Source organism: Alteromonas sp. ISO5 (assembly GCF_058105165.1).
This window is the reverse complement of sequence record NZ_CM176572.1, coordinates 3,594,988-3,609,522: the sequence shown is the minus strand read 5'-3', so window position 1 is coordinate 3,609,522 and position 14,535 is coordinate 3,594,988. Positions and strand designations below refer to the sequence as shown.

Genomic DNA, 14,535 nt, shown 5'->3' with positions numbered 1-14,535 from the left:
CACCTCTGTTAGTAGCGTACAAACTCGGTTTTATCATCGCTTAAATCAATATCCACTCCACTACTTGTCGCCTCCGGCATTTTGGCCACATTACTTTGTCGTTTGGCGCGTGAGGGCGGATTACTGTTGCCGCCACCAGAGGTGCTACCAGCATTGCGAGCCCCACTGTGCTTATCCAGCTTAAAATACAAAATGGTGGCGTTCAGTTGATCAGCCTGCGCCGAGAGTTCTTCACTGGTGGAAGCCATCTCTTCTGCTGCAGCCGCAGATTGCTGAACAGTTTGGTCAAGCTGTTGCAGGGCCTTATTGATTTCGCTTGCACCAGCGTCCTGTTCACGAGATGACGCACTGATTTCCTGAACTAAATCGGAAGTACGCTGAATGTCAGGCACCAGTTGCGACAGCATAGTGCCGGCCTGCTCTGACACTTCTAAACTACCTTTGGCCCGGGTAACGATCTCAGCGGCTGCTTTCTGGCTGCGTTCGGCCAGTTTACGTACTTCTGCCGCCACCACCGTAAAGCCTTTGCCATGCTCACCGGCCCGAGCGGCTTCAATAGCAGCATTCAGTGCCAACAGATTAGTTTGGCGGGAGATTTCTTCAATGATGCCAATTTTATCGGCAATGTCTTTCATGGCTTCTACGGCTTCATTTACGGCGACGCCGGTTTGCTCTGCATCGGTTGACGCTTTACGGGCAATTTGCTCTGTTTGCTGGGCATTATCCGCAGAATGTGCGATGTTCGACGCCATTTCTTCCATGGAAGACGAAATTTCTTCCAGTGAAGCGGCCTGTTCGGTGGCACCCTGCGCTATCTGCTGGCCGGTTGCGCTGGATTGCGTGCTGCCTGCAGCAACGTTAGAAGAGGCTTCAATTACCTCACCTACAATGGATTTCAGGTTTGCATTCATGTTCCTCAGCACGCCGTAAATGTCGGAGTCGGGCGTGTTATTGTCAAAATTAGCAGTGAGGTCGCCATCGCCAATTTGCTGGGTAATTTTACTCACCACATTCACCCGCTTAATAACCGTCAGCGCAATGGCTACTGCGACCACTAACGATATAACCAATGCCACAATCAACTGCGTTCTTGCCGATGCATAGGTGGCATCGCTGAGGCCTTTATCCGCTTCCAGCGCCGCATCGTTTACATTCACAATGTCAGCCAGTAAGCCTTCTGCTTCATCCAGCAAGGCACGCCCATCAGTGGCAGACATGGCGAAGGCTCTGGCATTACCGTTTTCACGGCTTAAACTGCGCACCTGGCGATGCAGTTCATAATAGGTTTCAAACTGCTGTTGAAATCGATTGAGTGCGTTTTGCTCGGTGTTACTGGTCAGTAACGCGAGCTGACGAATTTGCTCGGTCAGATTCACCTCAATAGTTTCAATGGCATCAGCAAAAGCATCCATTTCGTCCTGTGTGGTAGCCAGTATGATGTTTTTCTCGCCGCGCTGGATTTCAACCAGATTGCGGCTAATCTGTGCCGCCAGATTTTGTTTCGTCGCCAACGATTTTATCGTTGCAATAGTGTTAGCACTGGTAATCTGCTCATCGAACATCTGAACCATACTGTTAATAGCGAGTTGAGCCCGATCGAAGGCATTTCGGGCTTCTCCCTGACTGAGTGATTTAGCCCGAGTGTTAGAATTTAGCCGTGCCAAATCCTGTACCTGGCGACTGAGTTGCTGATACTTGGCCCATACTTCACCAAAAGCGTCGAGTTTCTGCTGACCGGTCACATCAACCAGATCCCGTAACTGTTGGCGCTTACTTTGCATTTGCTGCTCGGTCTGCTCGATATAAGTGGCGTAGCGATCCATATCTGCCTGCGTCTGTGCCAGGATCAGATTTTTCTCGGCCCGGCTGATGGCCAGCAGGTCCTGTCGGATACGAGCCGCAATTTTTACTTTTTCTGCCGACTCATCCACTATGCTGTTTAGCTGACTGTTCATGCCGGATAACGCCGAAATACCCAGAAAGTTAGTGGTGGCCATAGCAACCAGTAAAATCACAAAGGCTGACATTATTAGGGCTTTTAAGCTGATGCGATTCATGACTGCATCCTTATAGGTTGAGTAGTATATTCACCAGGTTCGTTTGCGGACACGCTGTCTATCAGCGCTACCGGGTCGAGGATCATCGCGACACTGCCATCACCCAAGATGGTGGCACCGCTGAAACCACTGACCCCCTCGTAAAGTTTGCCTAACCGTTTAATCACGGTCTGGTACTGGCCGATGACCTCATCGACACAAAACCCAAAACGTTCGCTGCCTGAATGGGTGATCACCACCTGCTGGATAGGCGGCTCATCACCAGGGACCTCAAACCACTCCCTTAAGCTGAGATAAGGGATTTGCTGGCCCCGCAGTTCCACAATGCGGTGACGGGTTTTCGCATGCGTATTGGCCTGAGTCAGCTCGATGCATTCTTCTACATTATTAAGCGGTAATACGTAATATTCGGTGCCTACCGCTACCATTAACCCCTCAATGATTGCCAGCGTCATGGGTAAGCGTATAGTAAGTACGGTGCCTTCGCCCACAGCAGAATCGATGGACAGCTTACCGCCAAGTTCCATAATTGAGCGCTTCACCACGTCCATACCCACGCCACGTCCTGAAATGTCAGACACTTTCGCCGCGGTGGAAAAACCCGGCTCAAAAATAAGCTGATGAATTTGCTCATCGGTGAGCTGGTCTTTGCTGGTGATCAGTTGCTTTTCTATCGCTTTGGCTTTGATTTTGTCTTTATTTAATCCCCGGCCATCATCCTTTATGGTGATCACTACCTGGGAGTCGGCATGACTGGCCGACAGCAGGATATTACCAGTTGGCGTTTTACCCAGGGCCACTCTGTCTTCTGTGGGCTCTATGCCGTGATCGATACTGTTGCGAATAAGGTGAATAAGCGGATCGGCGAGTTTGTCCAGCACCACTTTATCCAACTCGGTATCCGCGCCCTGAGTGTCCAGTTGGATAGATTTACCTAACTCTGAAGAGAGGTCGCGAACTAAGCGGCGAAAACGGCCAAAGGTACTGCCGATGGGCATCATGCGAATACCAAAGGTTTCATCCCGCATTTGCGTGGTAAGCAACTCCAGTTCTTCGGCAATCCCCTCAATAGCATCATTATTCACTGAATCTGATACCTGATTTAACCGGGCCTGAACAATCACCAATTCACCCACCAGGTTCATCAGAGAATCAAGCTTTTCAGCCGGTACACGCACTGTTGCCTGCGACTTACCTGCCTGTTTTTTGGCTTTCACCTGACGGGTGAGTTGCTGCTCCTTAAGAGCGGCTTTAACCTCTTCCTCCTGCACTACGCCGTGCTCTTTGAGCAGCGCACCAATTGCCGGTTTCTCGTCCAGCGCTTCATCCAGTGCTTGTTTCGCTACATTGCCCCGGGCCACCAGCAACTCGCCCAGCTTGTCGGCGTCTTCATCTGTATCGTGAATATCAATCTCATCAACCTGAACCTGCCACTCATCCGCGACGAACATAAAAGCATCCAGCAAGGTATCTTTCGACGCCCTGGTCACCAGCAATAACTCCCAGCTCAGATAACTTACCTGGGGCTCCAGTTCATTAAATGCGGGCAGGTTTTCGTGCTTACAGATCACCTCGGATGTGCCTAAGCTGGTTAATTCGCGTAGCACTGGTATTGCATCAAAGCCATTCTTGAAGCTGTCCGGATCGGGCCTGAAACGAACCCGGTAAATGGCTTCCTCCTCAGCCGGTTCGGCCTGTACGTCAGGTGCCTGAATAAGGCTTTTTCGAGGGTCGTCTTCGGGCGCGATCTGGTAAAGCCGCTCCAGCAACTTTTCGCTACTAATAGTTTGCCCCGCACTGAATTCGGTATCTTCCAGCATCTCAGCCATCAGATCACCGGCATCTAAGAAGATTTCGATAAACGTTTTGCTAACATCCAGCTTACCCTGGCGGAGTTTATCCAGCGCCGTTTCGAGGTGGTGGGCAAAATCAGTAAGCTGCTGAAAGCCAAACATACCAGCGGCGCCTTTAATGGTATGAATAGCGCGAAAGGCGGTATCGATGGCTTCACTTTCCTCCGGCTGTTCTTCCAGTTCAAGCAGGGCTGCTTCCAGATTTACCAGATGTTCCCTGGCCTCGATCTGAAATGTTTCCAACGGCGCAATCACAATGCTTCCCCGGTGTTTGCAGTGGTATTGTTTAATTCGGCTCCCAGCAGCGTTAACGTGGCTTGTAGTTCATCAGTCACATTTGTAAGGTGCACAGGATTCGCTGTATTTCCATGGTGGTACACAAAGGCCAACAGTAACTGCACACCGGCGGCATCAATTTCCGAGGTTTTCTGCAAATTCAGTGTTACAGGTCTGCCAGTGTCAACACTCAGTAGTGCTTCATGAATAGCTTTCACCTCAAAAATGGTGACTGACTCCGGCAGCACAATGGTATCTACGGGTTCGCCTTTAAACTCAAGTGGCATAAGCACCTCCTAAGTCAGCATTGCAATAGACTTTAACAACAACTGCGGCTGAAACGGTTTAACCAGCCAGGCGCGCACTCCCTGTTGTTTGGCCTGTGCTTTTAAATTTTCATCGGTTTCGGTGGTCAGCATTAAAATGGGTGTAAACTGATACGCCTCTGTTTTCCTGACTTCTTTAATAAAGGTCATGCCATCCATCACCGGCATGTTAACGTCGCTGATAATAAGGTTGACCTTTTTACCATCAAGATGCCTTAATGCTTGTTCGCCGTTCTCTCCTTCTAGTACTGTAAACCCGTTGGTTTTCAATACCATACTAACAATCTGTCGCACAGAGGCTGAATCGTCGGCAATAACAACTGTTTTGGTCATTCCATTTCTCCTGGTTACAGCGGTTAGGTTACGAATTCTGTTGTGTTACTTGCTGAATGCGTTGGGCAATACCGGAAAGTTTAGAGTCTATCGTCATGCCCTCTTCATAGACCCGGAAAATTTCATCGGAGTAGCCTTCCACAATGGTGAGAAGCACTTTTTCCTGCTCTTCGGTTAAGCCATAATTGAAAAAATTATGCAGAATGTCCTCTTGCATCCTGGCCATAATATCGACGTTTTTCTTTTTCTGATGGGACTGCAAACCGGATAAACTGGCCAGAGACTTATTTGTCTCAACCAGCACTTCATCCAGCTCGTGGAGGATAGAAAGCGCTTTCAGGCGGCTCACGGCGCCTTCCAGGATCACCGCAAAGTGATCCCGATAGCGGCCGCATTTTTCATCGTCATCAACCGGCATGTTTTTTATCAGTTGCGAAATCATGCCATAGCTGAGGATCAGTCGCTGACCACGCTGATGAATACGACCAACTTTCTGAAATGTAGTAAGTAGCTGAGTTTCAAGCGGTAAAATGCTACCGTTACTAGAAGCGCTGATAACCCCGGTTGGCGTTTCTATTTGCACCGAAGTACTTAAACCAAAGCCCGCAGCGGTATCAACTATCAACTGCGCCAGCGAGTTGACTGAGTCGCACTTAAAACTCTCGCGCATAAAGTGAATGATGCTGGCTTGCTCTCCGGCATTCACAATTGCAGTCATTGCCGTATCCATAGCCGCCTGTTTTTCAGCTTCCGCCTGCTCCAGTTGGCAGTCTCTGCTGGCAGCCAGCTTAATTTTACGCACCACTTCCTCTAGCGCCGCCTTGCCGGTAATGAAATCCGACGCGCCGGCATCATAGCCTTTCAGCTTATCGGCTAAAGACGCTTCCTGATTCATTAAAATCACGTCGGTATGTTCAGCGCCGGGCTGTAGTTTTAGTTGTTCACAAACCTCAAAGCCAGAAGTATCTTCCAGTGCGGTTTCGATCAAAACAACACAAGGGGCTTTCTCTTTTTCACGAACGACTTCAAGCGCCTTCTGGCCACTGAAAACCTCCTGCACAAAGAATTCGTTCTCTAACGAATTAACCATCCCGTGCAGATGTGAGCGGGGACTTTCAACAAGTAATATTTCGGCTCGCTTTGCATTCATGGCATAGATTCACTTAAGTTCATTCAAGTAATAAAACTAGCAGAGATCTTTAACCTTGCAAGCGAGTCAATTCTTCAGCATAAAATATAGATTGAACACAAATATTTACACAGAAAAAGCAGTTCGTTATATAACCACATCAGTAAAATTAGGAGTTAACACCCGAATAGCGCTAGAGAGCTTATCCCTTGAAGGAAGGTTTTTTTATCGGTATTGCTGTATGAATTAAGCACATAACAAAAAGCGCCTGACACTGCAGTGTCAGGCGCCCTAGACGTTTCTGTCGAAATCAATCAGCTTTACAATTGTTTAAATCGTATAGCTGCACCGCCTGCAGCCGCCAGGTGCAAGGTTAAAGAATCTTGGTTGGTCACCTTCCGTTTGCTGATATCAATGTCATAAGGATTGGTTTGCCAGTTAGCTTTTTTACCATCCTTGTAAATTTGCGCTTCATAGGTCTTACCGGGTGTCAGAAAACTCAATGGCACAGTAATTTCCCGCGCATCTTGATTGGTAATTGCACCTAAATACCAGTCGTTACCACTGTATTCACGTGCTTTTCGTTCCTGACGGGCGATCACGACATAATCGCCTACTTCGCCTTGTAAAGCACGGGTTTGCTCCCAATCGGTCGGGACATCTTTGATAAACTGAAACGGTGCCATTTTCGCCTCGTAATTTTCCGGCAGATCCGCCGCCATTTGAATCGGGCTGTATAACACCACATACTCGGCTAACTGTTTAGCAATGGTGGTTTGCGGGCGCATGTATTTCACCCGGCCATGCTCTTCGGTCCCCCCTTTAATTGGCGGATAATCCAGGTCGAAGATGCCCGGTGTAAAGTCCATCGGGCCAGAGAGCATACGGGTAAAAGCCAGCATTGGCACGTGTTCCGGCGTATTAGGTGCCGCCCAACCTGAGTTATATTCCTGGCCACGTGCACTTTCCCGGGCAATCCAGTTGGGATAAGTACGGCGCAAACCAGTATCTTTTACCGATTCATGGGTATTAATAGAAATGCCGTATTTCGCCGCGGTGGTAATGTTGTTAATAAAGTGATTTACCACTGGCTGGCTGTCGGTGTATTCCAGGCGTTGAATGCCTTGCTTATCGGTGACTTTTAAACTCTGACCATGAGCAACGTAACCGGTTTTGATTTGCTCCACACCCATCTTCTGATACAGCGCGAAGCCGTCTTCCATTTGAGCTTCATAATTAGTAATGCCGCCTGAGGTCTCATGATGGCCAATAAGCTTAACGCCCACTTTTTTACCGTGGTCGCTGACTTGTTGAATATCGAAGTCAGGATAACTCTGGGTAAAGGAAAACAGTTCGGAGTTTTGGATCCAGTCGCCATCCCAGCCTAGATTCCAGCCTTCCACCAGCACACCGTCGAAACCGTGCTTCGCCGCGAAGTCCATGTAGCGCAAGGTATTTTCAGTCGTAGCGCCATGCTTTTCACCTGAGCCCCAGGTGTATTTCTGAATATGCATCCCCCACCAGATCCCAATGTATTTACCCGGGTTAATCCAGTCGACATCACCCAGTTTATTGGGTTCGTTAAGGTTTAGTGTGAGATAGGAATTGATTAAACCGGCCGCATTTGGCGCTATTTGTATGGTTCGCCACGGCGTGGTAAAGCTGCCCTGTTTGCGTACTTTAATGCCGTCTGCTCGTGGTGCTAAATCAGCTTCAAAGCGCCCCAAGGCCTGCCAATCAAGGCTCATACCAGCATAGTCCACCAGCGCGGCCTCATGGATAGCGAGGTGCGTACCGTCTTCCAGTTTAATGGTCATGGGTGTACTGGCTTTACCCACGTCCTGCAGGCGGGTTTCGCGATACAGATATTCCTGGCGGTCGTAGCCCTGCCCTGGGATCCAATAGGCAGTAGCCGTATGTGAATCGATAATGGAGAACTCGGTCATTTCGCGGGTAATATCCCGCTGCCCGTCGGCTTCAACGTGGTAGCGAAAGCCTATACCGTCGTCAAACACGCGAACCTGTACCTTGAAGGCATTACCGGCATCGTTTTTATCAGTGAATTTAACCACCAGTTCATTGTAGTGGTTGCGAATAAGGCGTTGCTCGCCCCAGGGTTGCTCCCAGGTACTGTCTTCGCTGCTACGGCTCACTTCACTCACTTTCAGGTGACGGTAAATTGAGTTAGCTTCAGCAAATGCAAAGCCCAGTCGCGCCGGACGCATGATCTGTTTACCGTTATAGTCCACAGTATACTGGGCATAATCGTTTTTATCGGTGAAAGTTAATTTAATATCGCCGTCTGGTGACGTGACAGAAAAATCTGTTGCCTGCGAGCAAAAACTCAACAGTGAGAGAGCAGACAAATATAAAGCGGTAGCCAAGCGCATAGTTGCTTCCTTAGATGGTTTTGATATCCACTAAGATAGCAACTTAATCGATTAAGTAAAGTTATAGATGTAAATTTTAAACAATAAATTTACAAATAATTATGGGTCTTTAAAAAAGACCGAAAGTTGTAATCTATTCGCTGTCGTCTTTTCCGTCTGCGGATATACGACTAGCCACGGCACCTGCCTGCCCTTTGTACTTGGCGTCGATACGGGCATTGTAGGGTTTTTCTGCCGGCTGACTGAGCACTTCGAAACTTAGTGCACCGATTTTCATGAGGGGACGCAACGCCAGAGGTAGTTTACCGCTGTTGTAAAACTCCAGCACAATATTACCCGACCAGCCAGGGTCAATACGATGGGCGGTTACATGCACCATCAAACCCAGACGAGCCAGTGAAGAGCGACCGTCCAGCCAGCCTACGATATTGTCTGGCAAGGTGACCGATTCATGTGTAATGGCCAGTGCCAGTTCTTTAGGGTGGAGGAAAAAGGCTTTGTCTTCCGGCAGTTCAATTTCGTCGCTCATGACCGATTCAAGGGCTGCCTGAACCTGCGATTTCGGACCGCTTAAATCAATGTAAGGCGCGGCGTGATCTTCAAACACCCGAAATTTATTGCCCAGACGAATGTCTACCGTTAATCCGCTTATCTGATCGTAATCGGGTTGTGGATCGATTTTGATTTTGCCGTCTTGCAGGTACTGATAAATATCGCGATCACATAAACGCATGGGAGGTATATCCTAAGCCTAAACCGGGGCGCTATTATGCGGCTGCATCGCGCCCCAGGCAACGGGTTTTCATTGATTTTAAACGTTTATGATCCACATTTGCCCTAATCAGCCATCAGTCAATGGATTAAACGCAATGGGATCGCCTTTGATATTTTTACCCTGATCGGCTGCCACTGGCACGGTTGTCGCCAGCTCTAATGACACAGCCCTGGCCATTTCCCGGTAAGTCTCAGCGAGCGGACTGTCCGGTTCGCCAACCAACAGGGGCAGGCCGGAGCCGGCGTGTTCACGAATACGAATATCCAATGGCAGCGCACCAAGCAACGGCAAATTGTAGCGTTCTGCCAACACATTGCCGCCATCTTTAGCAAAAATATAATCTTTATGACCACAAGCGGTGCACTGATAAAAGCTCATATTTTCCACCAGCCCGAGTACCGGAATATTGACTTTGTTAAACATGGCTATGCCTTTTTGTGCATCGGCAATGGCCAAATCCTGTGGTGTAGTCACCACCACAGCAGCGGTTAACGGCACTTGTTGTGCCATGGTAAGCTGGATATCGCCCGTCCCCGGCGGCATGTCTACAACCAGGTAATCAAGCACCGGCCAGCGGGTTTCATTAATAATTTGCGACAGTGCTTTACTGGCCATAGGCCCGCGCCAAACAGCGGCATCTTCCGCCGGCACCAGATACCCGATGGAATTCGCCACCATACCGTGGGCCTGCAACGGCTGCATATGTTTATTATCGGCGGTTGCCGGACGTTCGCTGCTATTTCCCAGCATAATAGGCACCGATGGGCCATAGATATCGGCATCAAGAATACCCACTCTGGCCCCTTCCTGCATCAGTGCAAAGGCCAGATTGATGCTGGTAGTCGATTTACCCACGCCGCCTTTACCGGATGCCACCGCAATAACATTACGAATGTTAGTGATGACAGGTTTGGTCGTTTGGCCGGCCTGAATTTTGGTTTTCAGGGTGACCGCTGCGGTAAGCTTGTGCTGGTTAAGTGCATCTTCCAGCCCGGCTTTGATAAAGGGCCACTGGGTTTGATTCGCAAAGGGAAAACTGATCGTGAGATTGCCATTTTCTTCACTACACCAGGGCAATACGTCGTCTTTATCCAACACACAGTAATTGCTCAGATAATCGACAGCACACTGAATTAGCGGTGTGGATTTGGCGGACTTTCGCGAAAAAAACATACAATACCTGCAAATTTATCGGTTAGATGAGATTAACTCATACAAAAACAATGCAAAAAAAGCGCTTTTCCGCTAGTATTTGCGCCATTTCCATTAGCAATTAGCCGAACGAATTATTCTATGTCTGAACAGAGTCATCTGACTAACGGTAAGCGCCGAATTCTGGTAACCAGCGCGTTACCTTATGCCAACGGATCTATTCATTTAGGTCACCTGCTTGAACATATTCAAACCGATATCTGGACCCGTTTCCAGCGTTTACGCGGTAATGAATGTTACAGCGTTTGTGCCGATGATGCACACGGTACGCCGGTAATGCTCAAAGCCCAGGAGCTTGGCATCACGCCAGAAGAAATGGTGGCGAAGACCCGCGCTGAGCATCATCAGGATCTCAGTGACTTTTTTGTTGATTACAACAATTACTATGTGACCCATTCACCGGAAAACCAAGCGTTCTGTGAAGAAATCTACAATCGTCTGGATAAGGCGGGTTACATTTCCAAGCGCACTATTAATCAGTTGTTCGACCCGGAAAAGAATATGTTTCTACCGGATCGTTTTGTTAAAGGTACCTGCCCAAGCTGTGGTGCAGAAGACCAAAACGGCGATAGCTGCGACGTGTGCGGTGCTACTTACAGCCCCACCGAAGTGAAGAACCCTCGTAGTGTGGTGTCTGGTGCTACGCCGGTACTTAAAGAGTCTGAGCACTTCTTTTTTGACCTGCCGCAGTTTGAAGGTATGTTAAAAGAGTGGATCCGCTCCGGTGCAATCCAGGAAGAAATGGCCAACAAGCTGCAGGAATGGTTTGAAGACGGTTTACAGCAGTGGGACATTAGCCGCGATGCGCCGTACTTCGGGTTTGAAATTCCCGGTGCGCCGAATAAATTCTTCTACGTTTGGGTCGATGCGCCGGTAGGCTACATGGCCAGCTTTAAAAACTTCTGCGACAGCAATAACGTGGATTTCGATAGTTTCTGGAAAGCCGATTCCGACACCGAGCTGTACCATTTCATTGGTAAAGACATTACTTACTTCCACTGTTTGTTCTGGCCTGCCATGCTGGAAGGAGCCGGCTACCGTAAACCAACTGGCGTGAACATTCATGGTTTCGTTACCGTTAACGGCGCGAAGATGTCTAAATCCCGCGGCACCTTTATTAAAGGCCGTACTTATCTGGATCACCTGAACCCGGAATACCTGCGCTATTACTTCGCCTCCAAACTGGGGGATGGCGTTACCGATATCGATCTTAACTTTGAAGACTTTGCGCAAAAAGTGAATTCTGACCTGGTAGGTAAAGTGGTGAATATCGCCAGCCGCTGCGCCAGCTTTATTACCAAGCGTTTCGACGGCAAGTTATCAGAAAACGTGCTGGAACCTGAACTAGTGAAACAGTTTCAGGATGCCTCAGAAACCATTGCTAACCTGTTCGAGAAACGTAAATACCATCAGGCTGTGCGTGAAATCATGATGCTGGCCGATAAAGCCAACCAGTTTATCGATACCAACGCGCCGTGGGTCACTATCAAGCAGGAAGACAAGCAACAGTTTACTCACGACGTTTGCTCGCTGGGGATTAATCTGTTCCGTATTCTGGTGACCTATCTGAAACCGGTATTACCGGTACTGGCCGAGAAAGCAGAAGCGTTCCTGAACGATGAGTTAACCTGGGACAGTGCGCAAACAGTGTTAACTGATCACGCTATTAATAAGTTTAAGCCAATGATGCAACGCGTAGAGATGGATAAGATTAACGCTATGGTTGAAGATTCAAAAGAAAGCCTGGTTGCTGAACCGAAATTAGATCCGAACAGCCCGCTGGCCAAGGATCCTATCAGCGAAGAAATCACCTTTGATGACTTTGCCAAGGTCGACTTCCGTATCGCTCGTATTGCTAACGCAGAGCATGTTGAGAAGGCTGACAAGCTGTTACGGTTAGAACTCGACCTTGGCGGTGAAACCCGTCAGGTATTTGCGGGCATTAAGTCTGCCTACGCACCAGAAGACTTAATCGGCAAACACACCGTAATGGTTGCCAACCTGGCACCACGTAAGATGCGTTTCGGCATGTCTGAAGGCATGGTATTAGCCGCTGGCCCCGGCGGAAAAGACCTGTACATTCTGGAGCCCCACGAAGGTGCCCAACCCGGCATGCGGGTTAAGTAAGATAAAACTCAAGTTTTTTCTTAACCCGGAAAGCTCAAAGGGCTTATCCGGGATCTTCTGAGAAGCGACACAATCGCCCCGGCTCCCGAGCCGGGATCACCCATAAAAACCTGACTACCTCAAAACAACCCATTCCTAGAATCCTGGCCTCAGCCGGGATTTTTTATGTGTATTTAAATTAACCAGACTTTTCAGGCGATCCCCGCCCAAAAGCATACGGGGATGACGGCGTAAGTACATAGGGGGTTGAGGCAATTTTATTGTTGGCCGGAACTAAACTTACTTTCGGTCAATCAGCGGTTTGAAGAACCGGTTACCCTTGAAGCCGTATCGCGCATACTGGCGCCTACAGCAGAGAAGCTAGGTTTAACCTTCCACTTTGGTTTTACCGTGGTCATTGGAATAGTGCGTTTACGGGCCATCAGTACGTAAACCGATGAACACCAGGGGCAGTATCGACTGCACCATTGTTGCCAACCGGCGGGCTGGCCTTTGTGATGACTGGCAAACAACATGGAAAACAAAATATGCCGGTGCTCGACAATTTCAAAGCCAAGTAATTGCAACCAGTCCTTTATCCGGCCAGCCGAGAAAAAACGGGCCTGGTGCAAAATATTGCCCTTTTTGATGGGCAGAAAGCGCACCAACCCGGTCAGACTATAGGGGTTAAAACCGCTGATAATCACATACCCGTTATTGGTAATTGTACGGTCTACCTCGCGCAGTATTTCGTGGGGGTCCCTGGCAAAATCCAGTTCATTGGCCAACAAAAAGCCATCGATACTGTTCTCGATGTAGGGCAGATTATCGGAATAGGAAATCAGGCTACTCGCTTCGCAGGCGGTTTGGGTTTGCGTTACCTGGTTGCGAATGGCGCAGCCTGGCAGGTCTATTTCGCTACTCAGATTGCCCAGTTTTACCAGGTTATAGCCAAACACCCGCTGGCTTAACTCATCACAAACGCCCTCGATAGCCTGTTTTAGCTCTTCGCCCCCCGGTAATTCAGACCAGCTTTGTGGGTAGCGTAATGGTTTGGGGTGGAACGCTGATTTCATAAACGCCTGATGTATGTAAACGACCGGGATTAACTGTTCGCATGTATTGCATGCAACCACACAACTTTATAGTATCTGACTAACCATGTACAACTTACGGACTGGACTATGCCAACCGACAGTTTTCCGGCGACTCTTTATGTTACGCCGATCCCCGCCTTTAACGACAACTATATTTGGTGTTTACACAACGAGCAATATGCTGTCGTGGTGGATCCGGGTGATGCTGACCCGGTACTGGCATTTTGTAAAGAAAATAATCTGGCTCTGGCAGCCATTTTGATTACCCACCATCACCACGACCATACCGGCGGCATTACTAAACTAAGCGCCACGATAAAAGATTTACCGGTAATCGGCCCTCGCGGCGGCCACATCAGCGGCATTACTAAATCGGTTGCCCAGGGCGACTTGGTGAAGCTGCCGCTGATTAATTGTGAATTTAATGTACTGGAACTCCCTGGTCATACACTGGATCACATCGCGTTTGTTGGGCATAACGCGCTGTTTTGTGGAGATACACTGTTTTCAGCCGGTTGCGGACGTTTGTTTGAGGGAACGCCCGGCCAGATGCACCGTTCATTGAACAAAATTAAGCGTCTGCCGGCTTCTACTGTCATTTACTGTACTCACGAATACACCCAGGCAAATGTGAATTTTGCCCTGGCTGCTGAACCCGAAAATAAAGCGCTGCAGGAGTACGACAACTGGGTAAGAGAAACCCGAGCACTAAATACTCCCACCCTGCCCACCACGCTTAGCACGCAACTGGACATTAATCCCTTCTTGCGCTGTGACTCTCCTGATGTAAAAAAATCAGTCGCGAGTCACTCAAAAGCGGAACTTATCGACGAAATAGCCGTCTTTACACATCTGAGACAATGGAAAGATAATTTCTGACTGTTGAAAAAGTGGTTGGGCGCGGATGTCGCCTATAGTATTAGCTTCAACAGGATGCATTGAGGCGTGAATTTGCGTACACTGGTATGCTGTTGAATTACC

General features: G+C 48.8%; 11 protein-coding genes. 2 read left to right on the top strand and 9 right to left on the bottom strand.

The genetic code is table 11. From position 1 onward, the window contains the following. Nucleotides 1-8: 8 nt before the first annotated feature. The 8 genes from AC2T0J_RS16185 to apbC form a co-directional block, all read right to left on the bottom strand. Nucleotides 9-2,057 (bottom strand): HAMP domain-containing methyl-accepting chemotaxis protein, encoded by a 2,049-nt coding sequence (locus tag AC2T0J_RS16185; RefSeq protein ID WP_489806807.1) that lies wholly within the window; start codon nt 2,055-2,057, stop codon nt 9-11. Next, nucleotides 2,054-4,165, bottom strand: a complete 2,112-nt coding sequence (locus AC2T0J_RS16180) for a chemotaxis protein CheA (protein WP_489806806.1) — start codon at nt 4,163-4,165, stop codon at nt 2,054-2,056. The genes AC2T0J_RS16185 and AC2T0J_RS16180 overlap by 4 nt, the downstream gene beginning before the upstream one ends. Further along, a complete protein-coding gene (locus AC2T0J_RS16175) occupies nt 4,162-4,473 on the bottom strand; it encodes an STAS domain-containing protein (RefSeq protein WP_489806805.1) in 312 nt (103 codons plus the stop codon). Before AC2T0J_RS16175 ends, AC2T0J_RS16180 begins: the two co-directional genes overlap by 4 nt. Nucleotides 4,474-4,482: 9 nt before the next feature. Beyond that, on the bottom strand, nt 4,483-4,845 hold the full coding sequence (locus tag AC2T0J_RS16170) for a response regulator (RefSeq protein ID WP_489806804.1): 363 nt from the start codon (nt 4,843-4,845) through the stop codon (nt 4,483-4,485). A 28-nt stretch (nt 4,846-4,873) separates the two neighbouring features. Next, nucleotides 4,874-5,995 carry a response regulator gene (locus tag AC2T0J_RS16165; RefSeq protein WP_489806803.1) on the bottom strand — a complete coding sequence of 374 codons (1,122 nt, stop codon included), beginning with the start codon at nt 5,993-5,995 and terminating at the stop codon, nt 4,874-4,876. Between the two features lie 299 nt (nt 5,996-6,294). Beyond that, nucleotides 6,295-8,364 carry a glycoside hydrolase family 97 protein gene (locus AC2T0J_RS16160; protein ID WP_489806802.1) on the bottom strand — a complete coding sequence of 690 codons (2,070 nt, stop codon included), beginning with the start codon at nt 8,362-8,364 and terminating at the stop codon, nt 6,295-6,297. Nucleotides 8,365-8,497: 133 nt separating this feature from the next. Next, entirely contained in the window at nt 8,498-9,097 is a 600-nt protein-coding gene (dcd, locus tag AC2T0J_RS16155) for a dCTP deaminase (RefSeq protein ID WP_105935772.1), read from the bottom strand. Between the two features lie 108 nt (nt 9,098-9,205). Next, nucleotides 9,206-10,312 carry an iron-sulfur cluster carrier protein ApbC gene (apbC, locus tag AC2T0J_RS16150; RefSeq protein WP_489806801.1) on the bottom strand — a complete coding sequence of 369 codons (1,107 nt, stop codon included), beginning with the start codon at nt 10,310-10,312 and terminating at the stop codon, nt 9,206-9,208. A 120-nt stretch (nt 10,313-10,432) separates the two neighbouring features. Between apbC and metG the strand changes: the two genes are divergently transcribed. Continuing rightward, entirely contained in the window at nt 10,433-12,478 is a 2,046-nt protein-coding gene (metG, locus tag AC2T0J_RS16145) for a methionine--tRNA ligase (RefSeq protein WP_489806800.1), read from the top strand. A 293-nt stretch (nt 12,479-12,771) separates the two neighbouring features. Here the strand turns inward: metG and AC2T0J_RS16140 are convergent, their stop codons facing one another. Beyond that, nucleotides 12,772-13,533, bottom strand: a complete 762-nt coding sequence (locus AC2T0J_RS16140) for a class I SAM-dependent methyltransferase (protein WP_489806799.1) — start codon at nt 13,531-13,533, stop codon at nt 12,772-12,774. 108 nt (nt 13,534-13,641) lie between these two features. Between AC2T0J_RS16140 and gloB the strand changes: the two genes are divergently transcribed. Continuing rightward, nucleotides 13,642-14,433 (top strand): hydroxyacylglutathione hydrolase, encoded by a 792-nt coding sequence (gloB, locus tag AC2T0J_RS16135; RefSeq protein WP_489806798.1) that lies wholly within the window; start codon nt 13,642-13,644, stop codon nt 14,431-14,433. Nucleotides 14,434-14,535: the final 102 nt, after the last annotated feature.